The sequence below is a fragment of the Pseudomonas coronafaciens pv. oryzae str. 1_6 genome (assembly GCF_000156995.2).
GTDB lineage: Bacteria > Pseudomonadota > Gammaproteobacteria > Pseudomonadales > Pseudomonadaceae > Aquipseudomonas > Aquipseudomonas tremae.
In genome coordinates this window covers 4659546-4682684 of sequence record NZ_CP046035.1, presented here as the reverse complement: position 1 = coordinate 4682684, position 23139 = coordinate 4659546, and the positions used below count along the sequence as shown (strand labels likewise).

The 23139-nt window shown below is 57.9% G+C and carries 20 protein-coding genes; 16 read left to right on the top strand and 4 right to left on the bottom strand.

What is annotated here, in order from left to right; translation table 11 throughout:
* Window positions 1–78: 78 nt before the first annotated feature.
* The 3 genes from proB (at window position 79) to POR16_RS21120 (ending at window position 3199) form a co-directional block, all read left to right on the top strand.
* Window positions 79–1197: a glutamate 5-kinase gene (gene proB / locus POR16_RS21130; RefSeq protein ID WP_005895220.1), complete on the top strand. Its 1119-nt coding sequence runs from the start codon at window positions 79–81 to the stop codon at window positions 1195–1197.
* 25 nt (window positions 1198–1222) lie between these two features.
* Window positions 1223–1693: a CreA family protein gene (locus POR16_RS21125; protein WP_005895223.1), complete on the top strand. Its 471-nt coding sequence runs from the start codon at window positions 1223–1225 to the stop codon at window positions 1691–1693.
* A gap of 444 nt (window positions 1694–2137) precedes the next feature.
* Window positions 2138–3199 (top strand): acyltransferase family protein, encoded by a 1062-nt coding sequence (locus tag POR16_RS21120; protein WP_005895226.1) that lies wholly within the window; start codon window positions 2138–2140, stop codon window positions 3197–3199.
* 121 nt (window positions 3200–3320) lie between these two features.
* Here the strand turns inward: POR16_RS21120 and rpsT are convergent, their stop codons facing one another.
* A complete protein-coding gene (rpsT, locus tag POR16_RS21115; RefSeq protein ID WP_005895230.1) occupies window positions 3321–3599 on the bottom strand; it encodes a 30S ribosomal protein S20 in 279 nt (92 codons plus the stop codon).
* 249 nt (window positions 3600–3848) lie between these two features.
* Here rpsT and murJ point away from each other — a divergent pair, with 249 nt between their 5' ends.
* The 6 genes from murJ to ispH all read left to right on the top strand — a co-directional run bounded on the left by murJ (window position 3849) and on the right by ispH (window position 11272).
* Window positions 3849–5387, top strand: coding sequence for a murein biosynthesis integral membrane protein MurJ (gene murJ / locus POR16_RS21105; RefSeq protein WP_024669798.1), 1539 nt, complete (start codon window positions 3849–3851; stop codon window positions 5385–5387).
* A 132-nt stretch (window positions 5388–5519) separates the two neighbouring features.
* Window positions 5520–6470, top strand: a complete 951-nt coding sequence (gene ribF / locus POR16_RS21100; protein WP_005895236.1) for a bifunctional riboflavin kinase/FAD synthetase — start codon at window positions 5520–5522, stop codon at window positions 6468–6470.
* Window positions 6467–9298, top strand: coding sequence for an isoleucine--tRNA ligase (ileS, locus tag POR16_RS21095; protein WP_005895240.1), 2832 nt, complete (start codon window positions 6467–6469; stop codon window positions 9296–9298). Before ribF ends, ileS begins: the two co-directional genes overlap by 4 nt.
* Complete coding sequence (gene lspA, locus POR16_RS21090) at window positions 9291–9797, top strand: signal peptidase II (protein ID WP_005895243.1); 507 nt, start codon at window positions 9291–9293, stop codon at window positions 9795–9797. The genes ileS and lspA overlap by 8 nt, the downstream gene beginning before the upstream one ends.
* Window positions 9790–10266: an FKBP-type peptidyl-prolyl cis-trans isomerase gene (locus POR16_RS21085; protein ID WP_005895247.1), complete on the top strand. Its 477-nt coding sequence runs from the start codon at window positions 9790–9792 to the stop codon at window positions 10264–10266. The genes lspA and POR16_RS21085 overlap by 8 nt, the downstream gene beginning before the upstream one ends.
* 58 nt (window positions 10267–10324) lie before the next feature.
* The gene (gene ispH, locus POR16_RS21080; RefSeq protein ID WP_005895250.1) at window positions 10325–11272 is read left to right on the top strand and encodes a 4-hydroxy-3-methylbut-2-enyl diphosphate reductase; all 948 of its coding nucleotides are present in this window, start codon (window positions 10325–10327) and stop codon (window positions 11270–11272) included.
* A 6-nt stretch (window positions 11273–11278) separates the two neighbouring features.
* Here the strand turns inward: ispH and POR16_RS21075 are convergent, their stop codons facing one another.
* Window positions 11279–11779, bottom strand: a complete 501-nt coding sequence (locus POR16_RS21075; RefSeq protein ID WP_005895251.1) for a GspH/FimT family pseudopilin — start codon at window positions 11777–11779, stop codon at window positions 11279–11281.
* Window positions 11780–11911: 132 nt separating this feature from the next.
* On the opposite strand from POR16_RS21075, the gene POR16_RS21070 reads away from it, so the two are divergent.
* Genes POR16_RS21070 through thiO form a run of 7 tightly spaced genes read left to right on the top strand, consistent with a single transcriptional unit; the run spans window position 11912 to window position 18852 of the window.
* Complete coding sequence (locus POR16_RS21070; RefSeq protein ID WP_005895253.1) at window positions 11912–12394, top strand: GspH/FimT family pseudopilin; 483 nt, start codon at window positions 11912–11914, stop codon at window positions 12392–12394.
* Window positions 12384–12896: a type IV pilus modification protein PilV gene (gene pilV, locus POR16_RS21065; RefSeq protein WP_005895256.1), complete on the top strand. Its 513-nt coding sequence runs from the start codon at window positions 12384–12386 to the stop codon at window positions 12894–12896. Before POR16_RS21070 ends, pilV begins: the two co-directional genes overlap by 11 nt.
* Window positions 12896–13600 carry a PilW family protein gene (locus POR16_RS21060; protein WP_005895258.1) on the top strand — a complete coding sequence of 235 codons (705 nt, stop codon included), beginning with the start codon at window positions 12896–12898 and terminating at the stop codon, window positions 13598–13600. The genes pilV and POR16_RS21060 overlap by 1 nt, the downstream gene beginning before the upstream one ends.
* A gap of 11 nt (window positions 13601–13611) precedes the next feature.
* A complete protein-coding gene (locus POR16_RS21055; RefSeq protein WP_154897065.1) occupies window positions 13612–14109 on the top strand; it encodes a pilus assembly PilX family protein in 498 nt (165 codons plus the stop codon).
* The gene (locus tag POR16_RS21050; RefSeq protein ID WP_005895262.1) at window positions 14096–17305 is read left to right on the top strand and encodes a pilus assembly protein; all 3210 of its coding nucleotides are present in this window, start codon (window positions 14096–14098) and stop codon (window positions 17303–17305) included. Before POR16_RS21055 ends, POR16_RS21050 begins: the two co-directional genes overlap by 14 nt.
* 11 nt (window positions 17306–17316) lie before the next feature.
* Window positions 17317–17721, top strand: coding sequence for a type IV pilin protein (locus tag POR16_RS21045; RefSeq protein WP_005895265.1), 405 nt, complete (start codon window positions 17317–17319; stop codon window positions 17719–17721).
* Between the two features lie 27 nt (window positions 17722–17748).
* Entirely contained in the window at window positions 17749–18852 is a 1104-nt protein-coding gene (gene thiO, locus POR16_RS21040; RefSeq protein WP_005895268.1) for a glycine oxidase ThiO, read from the top strand.
* Between the two features lie 10 nt (window positions 18853–18862).
* Here the strand turns inward: thiO and POR16_RS21035 are convergent, their stop codons facing one another.
* Window positions 18863–21952 (bottom strand): efflux RND transporter permease subunit, encoded by a 3090-nt coding sequence (locus POR16_RS21035; protein ID WP_005895270.1) that lies wholly within the window; start codon window positions 21950–21952, stop codon window positions 18863–18865.
* Window positions 21949–23064, bottom strand: a complete 1116-nt coding sequence (locus POR16_RS21030) for an efflux RND transporter periplasmic adaptor subunit (protein ID WP_005895271.1) — start codon at window positions 23062–23064, stop codon at window positions 21949–21951. The genes POR16_RS21035 and POR16_RS21030 overlap by 4 nt, the downstream gene beginning before the upstream one ends.
* Window positions 23065–23139: the final 75 nt, after the last annotated feature.

Below are 23139 nucleotides of genomic sequence, written 5' to 3'. Positions count from 1 at the left end.
AACTTGAACGCCGCTACGATTGTTAGCGGCGTTTTTGTATCTCGAATTTGAAAACTCTCTGGCTAAGGTTGGAAGACGATGCGCAGCAAAGTGACGGGCGCCCAGCGCTGGGTTGTGAAGATTGGCAGTGCCTTGCTGACGGCAGATGGCAAGGGCCTGGATCGCAACGCCATGGGTGTGTGGGTTGAGCAGATGGTGGCGCTGCATGAAGCAGGCGTCGAGCTGGTGCTGGTTTCTTCCGGGGCTGTGGCTGCCGGCATGAGCCGTCTCGGCTGGACTGCGCGACCCAGTGCGATGCACGAGCTTCAGGCTGCTGCGGCAATCGGTCAGATGGGGCTGGTGCAGGCGTGGGAGTCGAGCTTTGCCGAATATGGCCGGCACACTGCGCAAATCCTCTTGACCCACGACGACCTGTCGGATCGCAAGCGCTACCTGAATGCCCGTAGCACGTTACGTACGTTGGTCGAGCTTGGGGTTGTACCGGTCATCAACGAAAACGATACGGTGGTCACCGACGAAATCCGTTTTGGCGACAACGACACGCTGGCGGCGCTGGTTGCCAATCTGGTCGAGGCTGATCTGCTGGTCATCCTGACCGATCGCGACGGCATGTTCGACGCTGATCCTCGCAACAATCCGGATGCGCAGCTGATTTACGAGGCGCGCGCCGATGATCCTGCGCTGGATGCGGTGGCGGGCGGCACGGGAGGGGCGCTGGGGCGTGGCGGTATGCAGACCAAACTGCGTGCGGCGCGTCTGGCCGCACGGTCCGGAGCTCATACCGTCATCGTCGGAGGGCGTATCGAGCGCGTTCTGGCGCGGCTCAAGGGTGGTGAGCGGCTGGGGACATTGCTCTCTCCAGAGCGCGAAATGCTTGCGGCGCGCAAACAATGGCTGGCTGGCCATCTGCAGACTCGCGGCACGCTGGTGCTGGACGATGGCGCAGTTTCAGCGCTGGCCAGGGATCACAAAAGCTTGCTGCCGGTGGGCGTCAAGCTGGTGCAGGGCAGCTTCCGGCGTGGCGAGATGGTCGTGTGTGTCGCTCCGGATGGGCGTGAGATCGCTCGTGGCCTGAGCAACTACAGCGCTATCGAGGCGCAGAAGATTATCGGTCACTCATCCGAAGCAATTGTACGTGAGCTGGGCTATATGGCCGAGCCGGAACTGATCCATCGGGATAATCTGATTCTCGTTTGATCAACGTTATTTAAAGGAAGATTCAATGCGCGTCATCAACGGTTTTCTGGCTGCTTTATTGTTTGTACCTGTGCTGGTCTCGGCCGAAGAGATCGGTCAGGTATCGACGGTGTTCAAAATGGTGGGGCCTAACGACCGGATCGTTGTCGAAGCGTTCGATGATCCCAAGGTCGACGGAGTGACCTGCTACCTGTCGCGCGCCAAGACGGGCGGGGTAAGGGGTGGGTTGGGTCTGGCCGAAGATCGCGCCGAAGCATCCATTGCCTGCCGTCAGGTGGGGCCTATCCGCTTCAAGGAAACCCTCAAGGACGGCGACGAGGTATTCAAGGAGCGTACCTCGCTGGTCTTCAAGACCATGCAGGTGGTGCGTTTCTTCGACAAGAAGCGTAACGCGCTGGTTTATCTGGTCTACAGCGACCGCGTCATCGAAGGCAGTCCGCAAAACGCTGTCACCGCGATCCCGATCCTGCCATGGACAGCCGCGCCCGCACCTTGATTCAGGCCTTGCTCGCCTGCCAATGCTCCGCATTGGCAGGTATTTCGTGATCCCTTCCTCGCGCACCCACATCTGAAGCTTTGCAGGTCAATGAGCCCGTGTCGTTTGACGGAGTATCAGGCTGCGGCCTCTGCGTACCTGTTATTTCTGACAGTAGACGGATGGATGAGTGAAGTGGCTTGATGTAGCTCTCGCGTAATAGTCGGCTGAGGTGTTTTTCGCGTTCGAACGGCGAATGTCGGAAAAGGGGCGGTCTGCCGGGGTTCTGTTGAAGTAACTCAAGATATTAAAGGTTGGGTGCTAGTGCCATCCTTGAATTAAATCGGCATTGCTTTCGATTGTGTGGTGTCAGGCGAGCAGATTGTTAATTAATAATCGTGCTCGTCAGTGGGTATGTTCTTGGCGTGTCTGGCGTGTCTGGCGTGTTGCGAGGATCACCAGTTAATGAAGATAGTCTCGTTACAGTATTTGCGAGGGTTCGCTGCATTGTTGGTTGTCGTTGCGCATAACTCGTTTTTATTAGGAGAGGGCTGGGCGGGTCACATACCGGGTGCGTTGGGAGTGGATGTTTTTTTTATTATCAGTGGCTTCATTATGACGCTGATCACTTATCAGTCTCCTGAGCGGCCGATATCGTTTTTTATCAGACGCCTCTTTCGTCTGTGGCCGGCCCTGTTTGTTGTGTGGCTGGTTTCCTGTCTGTTTGTGTATCCTGAGGCCGACTTTTCTCAGAGGGTGTGCAGTCTCTATTTCTGTCTTCAGGACTATAGCGCCGAGGGGCCGTCGTTCGGCTTTAGCCCGCTGGGGCCGCCCTGGACTCTTACCTATGAGGTTATGTTCTACCTCATATTTACCCTTTCAATGAGTATCAGCTATCGCTACCGCAGCGCGGTTTGTGCACTTTTTTTCATGGCGTCTTCGATAGTTTTTCAGCTGTATTATAATGGCCGTTTTGATTTCTCTGCACAGTCTGCGCTTGATAGTCCTACGGCGCATGTTTGGCAAGCCTGGATTAAATTGATTTCCAATACCATCACTGTCGAGTTCATTGCTGGCATGATGTTGGCCGAGTTAATGCTCGCGAACAAGCTGCCCGTTCTGACGCGGTCCGGCCGAAGGCTTATACAAATGACCCTGTCACTTGCAGTGATAAGTGCCTGCATTATCGGGTCGCGGGTTTTCGGCATGAGTGGCGGCTTTTGGCTTGCATTGGTAATCGTGGTGTCGACAGTCATGCTCAGTTACCACTCTGAGGCAGCCGGTAGCGGTGTATTGATTTTTCTCGGTAATATTTCCTACTCGCTTTATCTCGTTCATTACGCGCTGATAATTTTCCTGGGTCGATTCATCCCTGATAACGCATCGACCATTGATAAAGCAGGTCTATTCGTCCTGTCGATCACTGTCAGCATCGGTGTGGCGTTCGTGATGTTCAACTGGATTGAAACGCCGTTTATCAGGTTGGGGAAAAAAGTCGCCAGTGTTTTATCCCCCCGGCAGAAATAGCCTGGGTGCTGCGGCAACAGCATGCCTCTCGGGGGGGATTCTGTAGGCTCACTGCCTGTGCAGCTTTCCTACAGGCAATAAAAAACCGACCCTGAGGTCGGTTTTTTAACAAGCGGATCGCTTAGGCTGCAGCAGCAAGGCTCAGAGCCTTGATGTGACCGTTCAAGCGACCTTTATGGCGAGCAGCTTTGTTCTTGTGGATGATGCCTTTATCGGCCATACGGTCGATAACCGGCACTGCCAGAACATAAGCAGCTTGCGCTTTTTCAGCGTCTTTTGCGTCGATGGCTTTAACTACATTCTTGATGTAGGTACGAACCATGGAACGCATGCTGGCGTTGTGGCTGCGACGCTTCTCAGCCTGTTTTGCACGTTTTTTGGCGGAAGGTGTGTTGGCCACCGTCGAGCTCCTCGAAAGACTTTGTGAAATAGCAAACAAAATAGGCCGCGAATCATGCCGATGAGTTGAAGTCTTGTCAAGGGCAGTTAAGGTGATCCGCTGAGTGGTTGCTACATTTGACCAGAGGATTTATTTCCGGCCTGTGACCTGTAAACTCGCGGCCTTGCTTCGGGCGTTTTTGCGGCGCGAAGTATCGCATAAACGGCTGGCTTAATCGCCCATCCTTTGCCAAGGCGCACAATTCTTTCAATGAACCTACTCAAGTCACTTGCCGCCGTCAGCTCTATCACCATGGTTTCCCGGGTTCTTGGCTTTGTCCGCGACACCATTATCGCGCGCACTTTCGGGGCGGGTATGGCGACGGATGCGTTTTTCATTGCCTTCAAACTGCCCAACCTGCTGCGCCGGATTTTCGCAGAGGGCGCCTTTTCCCAGGCGTTCGTGCCAATCCTGGCTGAATATAAAAGCCAGCAGGGTGAGGAGGCGACGCGTACGTTCGTCGCCTATGTGACCGGATTGCTGACGCTGGCGCTGGCATTGGTGACGCTGCTGGGGGTGATCTTTGCGCCCTGGGTCATCTGGGCCACGGCACCCGGCTTTGTCGATACGCCGGAAAAATTCGCGCTGACCTCCGATCTGCTGCGCGTGACCTTTCCTTATATATTGCTGATCTCCCTGTCATCGATGGCCGGCGCGATCCTCAATACCTGGAACCGCTTCTCGGTGCCTGCGTTCGTACCGACACTGCTCAACGTCAGCATGATTTTCTTTGCGCTGTTCCTGACGCCGTACTTCGACCCGCCGGTGATGGCGCTGGGTTGGGCGGTACTGGTCGGTGGTCTGCTGCAACTGCTTTACCAATTGCCGCACCTGAAAAAGATCGGCATGTTGGTGCTGCCACGACTGAACCTGCGCGACACCGGCGTCTGGCGAGTGATGAAACAGATGCTGCCTGCGATTCTTGGCGTATCGGTCAGTCAGATCTCACTGATCATCAACACGATATTTGCCTCGTTCCTCGTCGCAGGTTCCGTATCGTGGATGTACTACGCCGACCGTCTGATGGAATTGCCTTCCGGTGTGCTGGGCGTTGCGCTGGGTACGATCCTGCTGCCGATCCTGTCTAAAACCTACGCACAGCGTGATCGCCAGGAGTATTCACGGATTCTCGACTGGGGACTGCGTCTGTGTTTCGTGCTGGTCCTGCCTTGCACGCTGGCGCTGGGGTTGCTCGCCGAGCCGCTGACCGTTTCGCTGTTTCAGTACGGCAAGTTCGATGCGCTGGACTCCGCCATGACCCAGCGCGCACTGGTCGCTTATTCGGTCGGGTTGCTGGGCATCATTCTGATCAAAGTGCTGGCTCCCGGCTTTTATGCTCAACAAAATATCCGCACCCCGGTGAAAATTGCGGTCTTCACCCTCATAGTCACTCAGTTGCTCAACCTCGCGTTCATCGTGCCGTTGCAGCACGCGGGTCTGGCCTTGGCTATCAGTGTGGGGGCGTGCATCAACGCCGGGCTGCTGTTCTGGCAATTGCGCAAGCAGGATTTGTTTCAGCCCCAGCCCGGCTGGACGAAGTTCCTGTTCAAGCTAGTGGTTGCTGTCGCCGTGATGTCGGCTGTCCTGCTGGGTTTGATGCACTGGATGCCTGCATGGGACGAAGGGCAGATGCTTGAGCGCTTTCTGCGTCTGGGGGCGCTGGTAGCGGCGGGCGTCGTCACCTATTTCGCGATGCTTCTGTTGCTGGGCTTTCGCTTGAAGGATTTCGCCCGCAAGGCGGTCATGTAGGCTGCATGACAGGGGTTGGCTGTCGGTTTTTTCCGTAACACATCAAGAACGTTGCCCCGCTCTTGGTGTGTTGCCTGTCGTCCACGGCCGTGTGTGGTTATAATCGGCCACTTTATGAGCAAGAAGTGCGTTATGCAGCTGGTTAGAGGCCTTCACAACCTGCGCCCCGAGCATCGGGGCTGCGTCGCCACGATTGGCAATTTCGACGGCGTTCACCGCGGCCACCAGGCTATCCTGGCGCGTCTGCGCGAACGTGCCGTCGAATTGGGGGTGCCCAGCTGCGTGGTGATTTTCGAGCCGCAGCCGCGTGAGTTTTTTGCGCCTGAGACGGCGCCGGCGCGCCTGGCCCGTCTACGAGACAAGCTCGAGTTGCTGAGTGCCGAAGGCGTTGACCGGGTTCTGTGCCTGTCCTTCAATCAGCGCCTGTGCAAACTCAGCGCGGCGAGTTTCGTTGAAACCGTGCTGATCGACGGTCTTGGTGTTCAGCACCTGGAAGTGGGTGATGACTTTCGTTTCGGTTTCGACCGGGTCGGTGACTTCGCCTTCCTGCAGCAGGCCGGCACGACGTATGGTTTTACCGTAGAAGCGGCGCAGACCGTTGAGATCGATGGCGTCCGGGTCAGCAGCACCAAGGTGCGTAAAGCCCTTGCTGTGGCGGACTTCGCACTTGCCGAGCGCATGCTCGGTCGCCCGTTCCAGATCACCGGACGGGTATTGCATGGCCAGAAGCTGGCACGTCAGTTGGGTACGCCCACTGCCAACGTGCAGCTCAAGCGTCGTCGCGTGCCGTTGAGCGGGGTATACCTGGTCAGCATGGACATAGACGGCAAGTCCTGGCCGGGTGTCGCCAACATCGGCGTACGCCCGTCGGTGGCAGGTGATGGCAGTGCTCACCTTGAAGTGCATCTTCTGGATTTTGCCGGCGACCTGTATGGCCGGCGTTTGACGGTGGCTTTCCACCACAAGCTGCGTGATGAGCAGCGTTTTGCCTCACTGGAGGCGCTCAAGACGGCGATCAATGCGGACGTCGCTGCCGCCCGTGCCCATTGGCATGGCCAACCGCTAAACAAGAGCCTGAAATGACCGACTACAAATCCACGCTAAACCTTCCGGACACCGCCTTCCCTATGAAGGCCGGCCTGCCCCAGCGCGAGCCGCAAACTCTGCAGCGCTGGGACAGCATTGGCCTGTACCAGAAGCTGCGCGAGATTGGCAAGGATCGTCCCAAGTTCGTCCTGCACGACGGCCCTCCGTACGCCAACGGCAATATTCACATCGGTCATGCGGTCAACAAAATTCTCAAGGACATGATCCTGCGTTCCAAGACCCTGGCGGGCTTCGATGCCCCTTATGTGCCGGGCTGGGACTGTCACGGTCTGCCGATCGAACACAAGGTCGAAGTGACCCACGGCAAGAACCTCTCTGCCGATCGCACGCGCGAGCTGTGCCGTGCCTATGCCGCCGAGCAGATCGAAGGCCAGAAGTCCGAGTTCATCCGTCTGGGTGTGCTGGGCGACTGGAGCAATCCGTACCTGACCATGAACTTCGCCAACGAAGCCGGGGAAATCCGCGCGCTGGCCGAAATGGTCAAGGGCGGTTTCGTCTTCAAGGGCCTGAAGCCGGTCAACTGGTGTTTCGACTGTGGCTCGGCCCTGGCTGAAGCCGAAGTCGAGTATCAGGACAAGAAATCCTCGACCATCGACGTCGCGTTCCCGATTGCCGACGAGGCCAGACTGGCTGCAGCGTTCGGCTTGACCGCGCTGGGCAAGCCTGCTTCCATCGTGATCTGGACTACCACGCCGTGGACCATTCCCGCCAACCAGGCGCTGAACGTCCACCCGGAGTTCGAGTACTCGCTGGTCGATGTTGGCGACAAGCTGCTGGTGCTGGCGTCCGAGCTGGTCGAAAGCTGTCTGGCCCGCTACAAACTGGAAGGCTCGGTCATCGCGACCACCACCGGTCAGGCGCTGGAACTGATCAACTTCCGTCACCCGTTCTACAACCGTTTGTCGCCAGTCTATCTGGCTGATTACGTAGAGCTGGGCGCGGGCACCGGTATTGTTCATTGCTCGCCTGCCTATGGCGTGGACGACTTCAATATCTGCAAGCAGTACGGCCTGAGCAACGACGACATCATCAGCCCGGTGCAGAGCAACGGTGTGTATGTCGAGTCGCTGGAGTTCTTCGGTGGCCAGTTCATCTTCAAGGCCAACCAGAACATCATCGACAAACTGGTTGAAGTCGGCAGCCTGATGGACACCGAAACCATCAGCCACAGCTACATGCACTGCTGGCGCCACAAGTCGCCATTGATCTACCGCGCCACCGCGCAGTGGTTCGTCGGCATGGACAAGCAGCCTGAAAGCGGCGACACGCTGCGCAAGCGTGCGGTCAAAGCCATTGAAGACACACAGTTCGTGCCAGCCTGGGGCCAGGCGCGCCTGCACTCGATGATCGCCAACCGCCCTGACTGGTGCATCTCGCGTCAGCGCAACTGGGGTGTGCCGATTCCATTCTTTCTGCACAAAGAAAGCGGCGACCTGCACCCGCGTACCGTCGAGCTGATGGAAGAAGTGGCGCAGCGTGTCGAGAAAGAGGGCATCGAAGCCTGGTTCAAGCTGGACGCCAGCGAACTGTTGGGTGACGAGGCCGGTAAGTACGACAAGATCTCTGACACGCTGGACGTCTGGTTCGACTCTGGCACCACGCACTGGCACGTATTGCGCGGTTCACACCCGATGGGCCATGAAAGCGGTCCGCGCGCCGACCTGTACCTGGAAGGCTCAGACCAGCATCGCGGCTGGTTCCACTCGTCGCTGCTGACCGGTTGCATGCTGGACGACCACGCACCGTATCGCGAACTGCTGACCCACGGGTTTGTGGTCGATGAGAACGGCCGCAAGATGTCCAAGTCGCTGAACAACGTGGTGGCGCCGCAGAAGGTCAACGATTCGCTGGGTGCGGACATCATGCGCCTATGGGTATCGGCCACTGATTACTCAGGCGAAATGGCGGTTTCCGACCAGATCCTGCAGCGCAGCGCCGACGCCTATCGGCGTATCCGCAACACTGCACGCTTCCTGCTTTCGAACCTGACCGGTTTCAACCCGGCCACCGACATCCTGCCCGCCGAGGAAATGCTCGCGCTGGACCGTTGGGCGGTGGACCGTACGCTGCTGCTGCAACGCGAACTGCAAGAGCATTACGGCGAATACCGGTTCTGGAACGTGTACTCGAAGATCCACAACTTCTGCGTGCAGGAGCTGGGTGGTTTCTATCTGGACATCATCAAGGATCGTCAATACACCACGGCTGCCGACAGCACTGCGCGGCGCTCCTGCCAGACCGCACTGTTCCACATCTCCGAGGCGCTGGTGCGCTGGATCGCGCCGATCCTGGCGTTCACCGCCGACGAGCTGTGGCAGTTCCTGCCGGGCGAGCGCAATGAATCGGTGATGCTCAATACCTGGTACGAAGGCCTGACCGAAATGCCTGCCGGGTTTGAAATGGACCGCGCCTACTGGGAGCGGATCATGGCGGTGAAAACCTCGGTCAACAAGGAAATGGAAAACTTGCGCGCTGCCAAGGCTATCGGTGGCAACCTGCAGGCCGAAGTGACCCTGTACGCAGAAGATTCGCTGGTTGCTGACCTGACGAAGCTGAGCAACGAGCTGCGTTTCGTGCTGATCACCTCGACGGCCAGTGTGGCCCCGTTCGCATCGGCTCCGGCTGATGCGGTGGTCACCGAGGTTGCAGGTCTGAAGCTGAAAGTGATCAAGTCCAGCCATGCCAAGTGTGCCCGTTGCTGGCATCACCGCGAGGATGTGGGTGTGAACCCCGAACATCCGGAAATCTGTGGTCGTTGTGTGGACAACATCAGCGGTGCAGGCGAGGTGCGTCACTATGCCTAATGCCTCGTTCGGCCGCCTGGCCTGGCTGTGGTTGAGCGTGCTGGTCCTGGTCATTGACCAGGCTAGCAAGTATTACTTCGAGAACGCGCTGACCCTGTATCAACAGATCATCGTGATTCCGGATTACTTCAGCTGGACCCTGGCCTACAACACAGGGGCTGCCTTCAGTTTTCTGGCGGATGGCGCCGGTTGGCAGCGCTGGTTGTTCGCCCTGATTGCGGTGGCGGTCAGTGCTGTGCTTGTGATCTGGCTCAAACGCCTGGGCCGCGATGACACATGGCTGGCTGTCGCGTTGGCGCTGGTGCTGGGTGGCGCGCTGGGTAATCTCTATGACCGCATTGTATTGGGTCATGTGATTGACTTCATTCTGGTCCACTGGCAGAACCGCTGGTACTTCCCTGCGTTCAACGTCGCCGACAGCGCAATCACTGTCGGTGCAATCATGCTGGCTCTGGACATGTTCAAGAGCAAGAAAACCGGAGAAACCGTCAATGGCTGAACAGACGTCGGCTCAAGGCTCGTCTGACGAGTTGCGTATCGGTCAGAACACGCAGGTCACGTTGCATTTTGCCCTGCGCCTGGAAAACGGCGACACCGTCGACAGCACCTTCGAAAAGGCTCCAGCCACGTTCAAGGTTGGCGACGGTAACCTGTTGCCCGGTTTTGAAATGGCGATTTTCGGTTTCAAAGCGGGCGACAGAAAGACCGTACAGATTCCACCAGAAAACGCCTTTGGTCAGCCCAACCCACAAAACGTACAGATCATGCCACGCTCGCAGTTTGCGGGCATGGAACTGTCCGAAGGGTTGCTGGTGATCTTCAATGACGCGGCCAACACCGAGTTGCCTGGCGTGGTGAAAGTATTCGATGACGAGCAGGTCACCATCGACTTCAACCACCCGCTGGCAGGCAAGACTCTGAGCTTTGAAGTGGAAATCTTCGAAGTGAAGGCGATTCTGGCTTCCTGACCTTCGCCGTCAAGCCCGGCTCAGGCCGGGCTGCCCCGTACCAACCATGAGGCACAGCATGCAAATCAAACTCGCCAACCCCCGCGGCTTTTGTGCCGGTGTGGACCGCGCGATCGAAATCGTCAATCGCGCTCTGGAAGTGTTTGGTCCGCCGATCTACGTGCGCCATGAAGTCGTTCACAACAAATTTGTCGTCGAAGACCTGCGCTCGCGCGGGGCTATCTTCGTCGAGGAACTAGACCAGGTGCCGGACGACGTGATCGTCATCTTCAGTGCCCACGGCGTATCCCAGGCCGTGCGTACCGAGGCGTCTGGCCGCGGTCTGAAAGTTTTCGATGCCACCTGCCCATTGGTGACCAAGGTCCACATCGAAGTCGCTCGCTATAGCCGGGATGGTCGTGAGTGCATTCTGATCGGCCACGCTGGCCACCCGGAAGTCGAAGGCACCATGGGCCAGTACGACGCTGCCAACGGTGGCGCGATCTATCTGGTCGAAGACGAGGCAGACGTCGCCAGCCTGCAGGTGCGTAACCCTGAATCGCTGGCATTCGTGACCCAGACCACCTTGTCGATGGACGACACCAGCCGGGTCATCGACGCCCTGCGCCAGCGTTTCCCGGCCATTGGCGGGCCGCGCAAGGACGATATCTGCTACGCCACACAAAACCGTCAGGATGCGGTCAAGCAACTGGCCGACGAATGCGACGTCGTGCTGGTAGTGGGCAGCCCGAACAGCTCCAACTCCAACCGCCTGCGCGAGCTCGCTGAGCGCATGGCCACCCCGGCGTACCTCATTGATGGGGCCGAGGACATGCAGCAGAGCTGGTTCGAAGGCGTCGAGCGTATCGGTATTACTGCCGGTGCGTCCGCGCCCGAAGTGCTGGTGCGTGGCGTGATTCAGCAACTGCAGGCCTGGGGCGCGACCGGTGCGGACGAGCTGGCCGGCCGCGAAGAGAACATCACGTTCTCGATGCCCAAGGAGCTGCGCGTCAAGTCGCTGCTCTAGGCCCCCTCAGCCACACAAGGCTGAAGCCTTCTTGTTATCCTCAAGTCTGACCCTGCCGGTGGCGGCGACTATCACACGATAGTTGCTGACCGGTTGGGCCCAGGCGCATACATGCAGCGTATCGTTGGTTCTGCCTCGCAAACCGCCCAAGCCGTTGAAGCTCATCTGCCTGGCGCGCTTGCGGCTGCCTGCAACCCGACTTTTGCCGTCATTGGCACGTTCTACAAGCAACGTATCGTTTTCATCCGGACCTTTGCCATTCGGGTCGAGTATGATCCGCCAGCCATTGCTCCAGTCATCGTCAATGGCGTGAATCGTCACGATCTGATTGCGCGTTATCGCAGCGACCCTTGCCGAGCGAATGCCGCTGGCCAGTTCCTGCGCGGTTGCAAGCCCCCGACTGGAATCGATCAGTTCTTTGAAAGAAGGTGTTGCGATGTTGGCGAGAATGGCGACCAGTGCGACGACGATCAGTAATTCGATCAGTGTGAACCCTGCATGCCTCATGTGCTTTTCCTCCCTGGAAAACGCTGTTTCAGAACCTTGCGGGCGTTCGTCGTCACAAAACAACCGTACGTCCCGCTATGGATTTTCCTGCGGCGTTGCTGCCTTATAGTCATAACGTCTAGGAGACACTCAATGCGTCATATAGCCAAGGGATTCAGCCTCATCGAATTGTTAGTCACTGTGTCCCTGGTGGGTATCCTGGCGGCTATTGCTATCCCGAATTTCACCAGCTCCATCCAGAGCAACAAGGCCGACACCGAAATCAGCGATTTGCAGCGGGCGCTCAACTATGCGCGGCTCGAGGCGATAAACAGGGGAGTGACGGTGCGTATTGCACCGACCAGCGGGACGGCGTGGACTGGTGAATTGCAGGTGTATCTGAAATCTGACGTCGGCACGCCACCCACTGCACTTCGCAAGGTGCCAGCCATGAGTAGCGGCGGCACGCTGGTCACGGAAAATAACGTTGCGGCACTTGAATTCAACAACCTTGGCGGGCTTGCTGCGCCGGCGACAGCGCTGGCCATGACCTACACCCGGGGCAGCATTACCAAAACAATGAATATTTGTCTGACTGGCCGAATCGTCCTCGGTGGAACCTGCAATGCCCAATAGCGCCCTACATCGTCAGACCGGCATGACACTGATCGAGGTGCTGGTTTCGATATTGATCCTGGCCATCGGCCTTTTGGGCGCGGCCGCCATTCAGCTCAATGCGCTCAAGTACACCGACAGCTCGACCATGAGCAGCCAGGCCAGCTTCATTGCCTACGACATGATGGACCGCATTCGCGCCAATGTTGATGGCAACGCGAGTGCCAACGGCTCGACCAATGTGTTGGCGACGTATAGATTGCCGAGTCTGGCAGCGGCCCCGGTTGCGAACCCTAATAGTGCGCGTGAGCAGGATCTGTCCGATTTCAGAGACAACATCATTACTTTTGCAGGCGCGAGCGGTACGGGCAGTATCGATGTCACCCAGGCACCTGAAGTCACCATCAACATTGGCTGGAGCGATACGCGAGCGGCAGGTGCAAGCAATCAGGCCATAGGCAGCACGACCGGCAGTCCGACTACCCAGAGCTTCAGCCTGAAGTCCCGGATCGGGGTCAACTAATGAGAAAGCTTTCCAGAGGGTTCGGGCTGGTCGAAATCATGGTGGCGCTGGTCATCGGCTTGGTGGTGAGCCTGGGGATCGTCCAGATATTCAGCGCCTCCCGAGCCACCTATCAGAGCCAGAACTCGGCCGCCCGGATGCAGGAAGATGCCCGGTTTATATTGAGCAAACTGATTCAGGAAATCAGGATGACCGGAATGAATGGTTGCCTGAGGCTCGACGGTTCTTTACCCGTCGCGCCTGCAATCAGCCCACCGGCTGCGTTTAACAACCAGATACTCTGGGATAACGCGAACCGCAGGTTGACGCTGGTGACCGCTGATATCGGAAACACTGGCAGCGCGCCGACCTGGACGATCATCTCTGATTGCAAAACATCGACCCAGCTATATGTCGGCCCTCGAGCGCCGGCTGTCGGGGAGATCGCGTTTCCTGTGCGGCAACTGGTTTACACCCTCACCGGGACAGACCTGAGCATTCAGTCCACTACGACGGGAAGGCCGGAGCCGTTGCTGCAGAATGTCGTCGGGTTCGAGGTTTTCTTCGGTATGGTTGGTAACCCGATGTCCTACACCCAGACCATTACGCCAGCCAACGCTGGCGATATACGCAGCGTGCGCATCCGCTTGACATTATCGGACCCTGATCGACGGGTTCAGGATCAGCAGTACAACGTCGTCGCTTATCTGCGTAATCGCTTTTGAACGGGCCGAGCATGAACACTAAAAGGCGTTTCAATTACCCGGTTGCACTCCCTGTCAGGCAACGCGGGATGGTGCTGTTGGTCAGTCTGGTATTTCTGCTCCTGCTGACGCTACTGGGTATTTCATCCATGCAGAACGCTACTCTGCAGGAAAAGATGGCGGGCAGTGTCGCGGTTCGAAATGTTTCGTTTCAGGCGGCCGAGGCGCAACGGCGCCCCGGCGAGTCGAAGATCAAGGCGGCTGACGTCCCAATTCCTGCTTGCAGCCTAAATACCTGCGCCCCACCTGTCGAGTCGACTACCGTGGTTAATCCGGGGGTGGGTACTTCTGGCGTGAACTGGATCGGGACAAGCGTGGCCTTGTTCGGCATCCAGAATCTGGGCACAACAGCTACTCCCATAAGACGTCCTGCAAATTGCACAGGCTCGGTCACGATGTATCGGGTCACCGCCATTGCCATTCAAGGCACGTCGCGAACGGTGCTGGAGAGTATCTATGCGAATTGTTAAGGCGCTTCGTGGCGGTCTGAAATATATCTACGGTGCGCTGCTGGCGCTCTATCTGGCCAGCCCGGTTTATGCCTTCACGCCAGCACAAGTGCCCTTGTTGAGCTCCCCGGCAGTGCCGCCCAATCTGATGCTACTCGTGGACAACTCGGGCAGCATGTACAACATCATCTGGGCATCGGGGTTCGACCCGTTGCTGGATCGCCCGAATATCGATTACTTCTCGACGCAATGCATAAGTGGTCTGGTCACTGTGGTGTGCCCCTTCATAAGTACTATTTCTGGCGACGATACACTGGCACTGGGGGACATCAACGCCCTCAGTATTATCGACCTGTCATTGATGTGCCCTTTCGGCGGGCGCCCTGTTTTTCGTAATGGCAACCAGTACTGCCTCAACCTGCCGGATCCCGCAGGGAATGGCCTAACTCGTTACACAGCTGACTACCTGTCGTACCTCATTGATCTGGTCAATCCTGGTTTCTTTGGTGTTCGCAATTACACCAATGGCGTCATCCCCAACGATTACCGCATGAACGTCGCAAAGAACGTAGCGACCAATCTGGTAACCAACAATACGTCGCTGAGGATCGGGCTTGCGACGTTCAATGATCCAAACAATTTCGATCTGGGGGCGGGAGGCAAGATAGCCAGGATCGTTACAGACCTGTCCCCTGTGACGGCGAATACCTACCAGCCCGTTGGTGTTACCCAGGCGCAGGCCACCGCAAACATCAACGCTCTGAAACAGGCTATTACCAACCTGAACCCGACAGCCAACACCCCGCTGGCGGAGACCTACTACGAAATCACACGATATTTTCGCGGGATGTCACCGTTCTATCAAAGTGGTTCGAACTACGTGAGTCCGATTCAGTACCGCTGCCAAAAAAACTACGGCGTAGTAGTGACTGATGGTTTGCCGACTTACGATCGAACCTTTCCCACCGATGATCCTGATGCTGCTCTGGACCGGACTCGCTCACTGCCCAATTGGGACCTGAACGCAGCCAATGACGGTGCCAACCGGTTTGGTGATAACGAGGGGGATACCCTCTATCTGGACGATCTGGCCAAGTTTGCCTACGACATTGATCTGCGCCGGGATGCCGTGACTTCCGGGGGGGACCTGACCGGCAAAAGCTGGGACGCCGCGGGTTTCGTTAAACAGAACATGAGTACGTATACCATCGGCTTCACTGCGTCTAATCAGATGCTGAGCGATGCCGCCAATGATACTCATGGACATGGCAGATACTTTCAGGCCAATGACAGCGCGGGGCTGACTTCAGCCTTGAATCTGGCGTTGAGCGACATCTATGCGAAAGTCGGCTCTGGCGCAGGGGGCGCGGCCAACTCGTCGACGCTTCAGACAGGTACCCAGTTCTACCAGACGCTTTATGATCCAACGGATTGGCATGGCACCGTCAGAGCCTTCAATCTGGATCAGATTACCGGGACTTTGAGTACGCCGGTATGGACTACGGATACGGCCATTGTCAGTGGCTCTACCCCGCCGGTGTTCGAGTCGTGGAGCACTCTTGCCACGCCGAAGAGGATTACCCTGGATTACGCGAACTTCAGCCCTGCTCAACAGGCAGCACTGAATGCAACGCTGCCAACCAATGTCACCGGTACAGAGCTTATTGCCTGGGCCAAGGGCACTGCCAATGCGAAGTTTCGAACACGCACTCGGCTGCTGGGCGATATTGTCAATTCTTCACTCGGTACTGCATTCCCGTTGCAAAAGACTGCCGCTGACCTGACGGGTGACACTACCTACACCGCGTATCTGGCCACCAAGGCAAGCAGCATGACCCCCAGCATTCTGGCCAACGCCAATGATGGCTTTTTCAATGTAATCAGCACCAGCGATGGTTCGAGACGATACGCCTATATGCCGTCTACGGCTTTAACGTCACTGGCGACCATCGCATCGACCACCTATGGGGCTGGCGTACACAAATTTACCGTAGATGGTCAGGTTGCGGTTTTCGATACACAGCTTTCTGCGGGTTCCTCATGGCGCACCGTGGCTTACGGCGGTACCGGCGCGGGGGGCAAGGCATTCTTCGCCATCAAGTTATTCGAGGGTACAAGTAACACTGTCAGCGCGTTGTGGGAGGTCAAAGCGCCCGATACGTCCGACACCAACAATAAATTCAACAATCTTGGCTATACCTATGCGAAACCGGACGTTGCCCGGATGGCGGATGGCACCGGAATTGTGGTGGTCGGGAACGGTTATGGCAGCTTCACCGGCAGGGCGTCGCTTTATGTACTGAATGCCAATACCGGGGCATTCATCACCGAGATCCAGACCCCTGTTCTTAACAGTGAAACAGATAACGGTCTGTCGTCGGTCAAACTGCGCGTCAACGCTCAGAATGTGGTTCAGGCTGCATACGCCGGCGATTTGAAAGGGCGGTTGTGGAAGTTCGATATGACTGGGGCAGCCGCCACCAGTTGGAAAGTGGCTTTTGGCGGCGCGCCTATGTTTACCGCGCCACGTGGGGCCGCTCAGCCCATTACAGTCCAGCCATTTGTGCTGGATCACCCCCTCAACGGCAAGATCGTCTATTTCGGGACCGGCAAGTTCATTGAGGTCGCAGACAAGCAAACTACCGGACTTCAGGACTTCTATGCGATATGGGACGCTGATACCGGGGCGGGCAGCACTGTAGAGGCAAACCTGCAGGCGCAAGCAGTCAATGGCAGTGTCACCAGCAACGGCGCCACTTATTTCACGTCAACCAACAATGATGTGGATTGGTCTGTCAAAAAAGGCTGGTACATGCCGCTCTCGGCTGTGGCGCCGTATCTGGGTGAGCGAATCATCTATCCTGCGCAGACCAGTCGAGACCGGATTATTTTCTCGACCGCATCCGTAAACTCCGCTGACCCTTGTGAAAGCACAGGCACCGGGCGCGTATTTGAACTCAATGCTGCCACCGGCAGCATGCTCAACTATCAGGTGCTCGACACCAACGGCGATAACAGCATCAACAGTTCAGACCTGTATGCCGCCGGGATAGGGTACACGGGTATCCCTGTCGTCTCGGCGATCGTCTCGGGCACGGCAGACGGTAATGAAGTCAAGATCATCAACAATTCCACGGGTGACACGCCTGATCGTCTGAAAGAAAGAGGCGGCAGTGGCAACGTCTTCCAGCGCATCATGTGGCGACAAATTCAATAGGGAAACGAATCATGCCAGCGATATCCAGGGGCTTTACGTTGATCGAACTCATGATCGTCGTGGCAATTGTCGGTATTCTGGCCGCCATTGCGTATCCCAGTTACACCGAATACGTGAAGCGCACTCAGCGTTCGGCTATCGCCAGCCTGCTTTCAGAGCAGGTGCAAGCGCTGGAGCGTTACTATTCGAGAATCAGTCCGTCTACTTACATAGGCGCGACCGTGAGTGGTGGTAACACGTATTACAAGATTGACTCGGTCCCAACGGCCACTGATTTCACCCTGACCGCCACACCTATCCCAGGCACGATGATGGCTGGCGACAAGTGCGGCAGTTTCGTGATTACCAATACCGGGGCGCGTACTAACCCTGGTTCCGCAGCTGGCGTAACGCCCAAGGACTGCTGGGGCCGCTAGAACCGTTTCCCTTGTCCCGAGACCAAGATGTCCAAGCAAAAAGTAGTCATTGTCGGTGGTGGAGTCATAGGTCTGCTGACCGCTTTCAACCTCGCCTCCGAGCAGATCAATGTCGTATTGCTTGATCGTTCGGCTGTCGGGCAAGAGTCTTCCTGGGCCGGCGGCGGGATTGTCTCGCCGCTTTACCCATGGCGCTACAGCCCGGCTGTTACCGCACTGGCGCACTGGTCGCAGGACTTCTATCCGCATCTCGGCGAGCGTTTGCTGGCACAGACCGGCATAGACCCCGAAGTTCACAAGACTGGCCTGTACTGGCTCGACCTTGATGACGAACAGGCTGCACTCGATTGGGCTGCGCGCGAGAACCGGCCATTGAGCAGTGTCGATATCTCGGCGGTGAATGATGCGGTGCCAGCGCTGGGGGAGGGCTACTCACGGGCGATCTACATGGCCGATGTAGCCAACGTGCGCAACCCGCGGCTGGTCAAGTCGCTCAAGGCCGCGCTGCTGGCGATGCCCAATGTCGAGATTCGCGAGCAATGCGAAGTCAGCGGTTTTGTGCGCGAAGGCAACAGGGTTTCAGGCGTTAGTACATTGGCGGGGACTGTTACCGGTGATCGGGTGATTCTCGCAGCGGGTGCCTGGAGCGGCAAACTGCTCAAGACCCTCGGTCTGGAGTTGCCGGTCGAGCCGGTAAAAGGCCAGATGATCCTCTACAAGTGTGCATCGGACTTCCTGTCCAGCATGGTTTTGGCCAAAGGCCGCTACGCTATCCCGCGTCGTGACGGACATATCCTGATCGGCAGCACGCTGGAGCACGAAGGGTTCGACAAGACCACCACGCAGGCCGCGCTGGAAAGTCTCAAGGCCTCGGCCATCGAATTGCTTCCGGAGCTGGCCAATGCCCAACCGGTCTTCCAGTGGGCAGGCTTGCGTCCGGGCTCGCCCGAAGGCATCCCCTTCATTGGACCACTGGCCGACTTCGACGGGCTATGGCTCAACTGCGGCCATTACCGCAACGGCCTGGTGCTGGCGCCTGCCTCGTGCCAGTTGCTCACCGACCTGTTGCTGGGCCGCAAGCCGATCATCGATCCTGCGCCTTACGCAGCGGCAGGCCGACTGCTTGTCTGACTGACTGTATTCAGGCAGGTTGCCCCGCTATTGGCTGTTTGCTGCTGTCCGGCCTGATTCGGAACCAGATCGAATACATGGCTGGCAGGAACACCAGCGTCAGTACCGTACCGGCGAATGTGCCGCCGATCAGCGTGTAGGCGAGCGTGCCCCAGAACACTGAGTGAGTGAGCGGTATGAACGCCAGAATGGCCGCCAGCGCCGTTAGTATCACGGGGCGCGCACGTTGCACGGTCGCTTCGACCACCGCCTGAAATGGGTCGAGCCCTTCTTGTTCGTTGTGGTGAATCTGGCCAATCAGAATCAACGTGTTTCGCATCAGGATGCCGGACAGCGCGATCAGCCCGACCAGCGCGTTGATGCCGAATGGCTGCTGAAAAAGAAGCAGTGTCGGCACCACGCCGATCAGCCCAAGCGGGCTGGTCAGGAATACCATGACCATGGCCGATATCGAGCGCACCTGCAAAATGATGATGATCAGCGTGACCGCCAGCATGATGGGGAACAGCGGCAGCATTGCGGTCATCGCCTTGCCTGACTCCTCAATCGAACCTGCCTGCTCGATGCGGTAACCGCTGGGCAGCTTATCGATGATGGGCTGGAGTTGATGTGTGATTGCCGTCGACACGTCCGGTGGTTGCAGGCCGTCGGCGATATCACCTCGCACCGTGATGGTCGGCATGCGGTCGCGACGCCGCATCACCGGTTCCTCCATACGCACATCGACGCTACCCACCTGCGACAGCGGGATCCGTTGCCCGTTGGCGCTCGAAAGCGTGAAATCCATGATTTTCGCCGGATCAAGCCGCGTGTCGCCTGCCGAGCGAGCGACCACCTGGACGGTGCGAATGTCTTCGCGCACCTCTGTAACAGGCAGGCCTGTCAAAAGGAACTGCAGTTGCTGCGCGACCTGGCTGGAGCTCAGCCCGATGGCCTGCAGGCGATCCTGTTGCAACGTGAAATGCAGTGTCGGGGTGCGAGTGCCCCAGTCCATGTTGACGGTGCGCATCATCGGGCTGGCAATCATGACCGCCTGCATCTGTGCTGCAATGCTGCGCAGGGTATCCGGATCATGGCTAGTCACACGGTAGGCCACAGGGAATGCCGAGTACGGGCCGAAGACCAATTGGGTGACGCGCACCTGCGCTTCCATTGCCAAACCTTCGGAAATAGCCTGGCGCAATTTGTGTTTCAGTGCCTCGCGCTGCTCCTGGCTATTGGTTCGGACCACGATCTTGGCAAATGACGGGTCGGGTAATTCCGGGCCCATCGCCATGTAAAAACGCGGAGCTCCCTGGCCGATGTAGGCGGTCACGATAGCGGCCTCTGGCTGTTCGGCCAGCCAGTTTTCCACTTTTGTCACTGCGGCGCTGGTCTGGGCGATTGCAGTGCCATAAGGCATTTGCACTTCGACCAGCACTTCAGGGCGGTCGGACACCGGGAAGAACTGTTTCTTGACCAGCCCCATGCCCGCCACGGCCAGCACAAAGAGCCCGATGACCGAGCCGGCGACCAGCCACTTGCCTGCGATGACGCGTGCCAGAATCCGGCGGAACCGGTTATAGCGTGGTGTGTTGTAGAGCGTTTCATGCCCGCCTTCGACAGGCTTCACATCGGGCAATAGTTTGACGCCCAAGTATGGCGTGAAAAATACGGCGACCACCCACGAGGCAATCAGCGCGATGCCGACGATCCAGAACATATTGCTGGTGTATTCGCCAGCGGTGGAGCGCGCGAAACCGTTGGGCATGAAGCCGACAGCGGTTACCAGCGTGCCGGATAACATGGGGGCGGCGGTGTGGCTCCAGGCATAGGCCGAGGCGGCGATGCGGTCGTAACCTTCTTCCATCTTCACTACCATCATTTCGATGGCAATGATCGCGTCGTCGACCAGCAGCCCAAGCGCCAGGATCAGCGAGCCCAGCGTGATGCGGTCGAAATTCTTGCCGCTCATGGCCATGATCACAAAGACCATCGCCAGGGTCAGCGGTACTGCGGCAGCTACCACTATCCCCACGCGCCAGCCCATGCTGATGAAGCACACCAGCATGACGACCAGCAGCGCAACGAAGAACTTGATCATGAACTCATCGACTGCCGAGCTGATATTGACGGCCTGGTCCGTGACTTTACTCAGACTCATGCCCAGCGGCAGCTCGGCGTTGATCGCGCTTGTCTCGTGGTCCAGCGCCTGGCCCAGGTCGAGACCGTTCCAGCCATCACGCATGACAATCCCCAGCAGCAATGCCGGCTCGCCGCCGTTGCGAATCATGAACGTTGCCGGATCTTCGTAGCCACGCTTGACCGTGGCAATGTCCGACAGCTTGAGCGTGCGGCCCTGTGCAACAACCGGCGTGTCGCGGATCTTCTGCAGCTCATCGAACGCACCGTCAAGCCGAATGAAAACCTGCGGCCCTCGGGTTTCGACCGACCCTGCTGCAGTCAGCGCATTCTGGTTATTCAGCGCAGTGAATACCTCTTGAGGGCTGATACCCAGTGTTGCCAGCCGTTCGTGAGAGAACTCGACATAAATTCGCTCGGGCTGCTCGCCGACGATATTGACCTTCTTCACGCCCGGCACATGCAGCAGGCGCTGGCGCATGGTTTCGGCTTCACGTACGAGCACGCGCTGCGGTTCGCCCTTGGCCTTGAGCGCGAACAGCGCAAAGGTAACGTCCGAGTACTCGTCATTGACCATTGGCCCGATGACCCCGGACGGAAGAGCCATGGATTCATCGCTTATTTTCTTGCGCGCCTGATAAAACTCGTCCGGTACTTGCGATGGCGGCGTACTGTCGAGCAGCGTCAGGGTGGTGAACGCCAGGCCGGGGCGTGTGTAGGTTTCCGAGCGGTCATACCAACGCAATTCCTGAAGGCGCTTTTCTATTTTTTCTGCCACCTGATCCTGCATCTCCTGGGCGGTCGCTCCGGGCCAGACGGATACCACGGTCATCACCTTGACCGTGAACGCCGGGTCTTCCGCGCGTCCCAGTTTGAAGAGGGCAATGATCCCCGCCAGTGAGATGAGGCAGATCAGGAACAAAGTGATCGAGCGTTCGCGTACAGCCAGCGCGGACAGATTGAAACGACGATTGCTCATGGTCGCGCCCCTTGGGTTTCGGCAATAGTCGGTTGGGCGATCACCCGCACAGCCTGTGCTTCATGCAGAAGATGCGCGCCAAGCGCGACTATTCGCGTACCGGGTGCGAGCTGCGTGCTGATTTGTGCCTGTTCGTCGTCCATCTGCCGAATCAATACCGGCGCCCAGTGCGCCTGTGCCGGCTCGCCTTGAATCACCCAGACACCCGGTCCCTTGCCTGCGTCGTGAAGGGCCCCGACAGGCACTTGCATCCATTCCTGTGCGGAGAGGTCTGCAGGGGGAATCTGCACGGTAATGGTGGTGCCAAGTGGCGCATTAGCCATTTCGCCTTCAAGCACATACCGCGCTTCAAAGGTGCGGGTCTGGCGGTCTGCAACATCCGAGAGCTGACGCAGCCGTGTCGCGGCATTGAGGCCCGGTCTGCCGAACAGAGTGGCCTGGGCGCTGGAATCAAGCGCTGGCCGGAGGTTTTCCGGAAGCTGGATAACCGCCTCACGAGGGCCAACATGCGCTATGCGCGCCACAACCTGCCCGGCGCTGACGACCTGACCGGGCTCGGCAAGGGTTTCCATGACGATACCGTCGGCATCCGCCAGGAGGTCGGTGTAGCGAGTCGCGTTGAAGGCGACCTCTGCCTGTGCCTCGGCAGCACTCAATCGGGCTTTGGCCGAGTCCGCCGCCACTTTGATCTGGTCGTAGTTCGAGGCTGATATGGCGCCACTGCTGCGCAAGCTGCTGTAACGCTTCTCTTCGTCCGCCGTCTGCCTGGCCTGTGCTCGCGCTGCTGTCACTGCTTCGCGTTGTGCGAGTGCAGCCAGCTTCAGGTCGGCAGGGTCTATCCGCATCAGCGGTTGACCGGTTTTCACCGTCTGCCCGGTATCGACAAACCGCTCCAACACCTTGCCCGAGACGCGAAAACCAAGATCACTCTGCACTCGCGCTGCAACGGTTCCTGTGAAAGAGCGGGGCGTTGCGCCAGCCTTCTTGAGTACCGTGACCCGCACCAACGGCGACTCGCTGCGCGGGTCTGGTTGCGGTTTTTCGCTGCAAGCGGTCAGGGCAACTGGCAGGACACTGGCGAGAACAAGCAAAGCAAAGCGGTGCCGGAGCATGGAAATCTCAACGTGCAGGGATTAATGCCTGTACTTTGATTCTAGTGACTAAATTAGTCAATGGTCACAATCGTT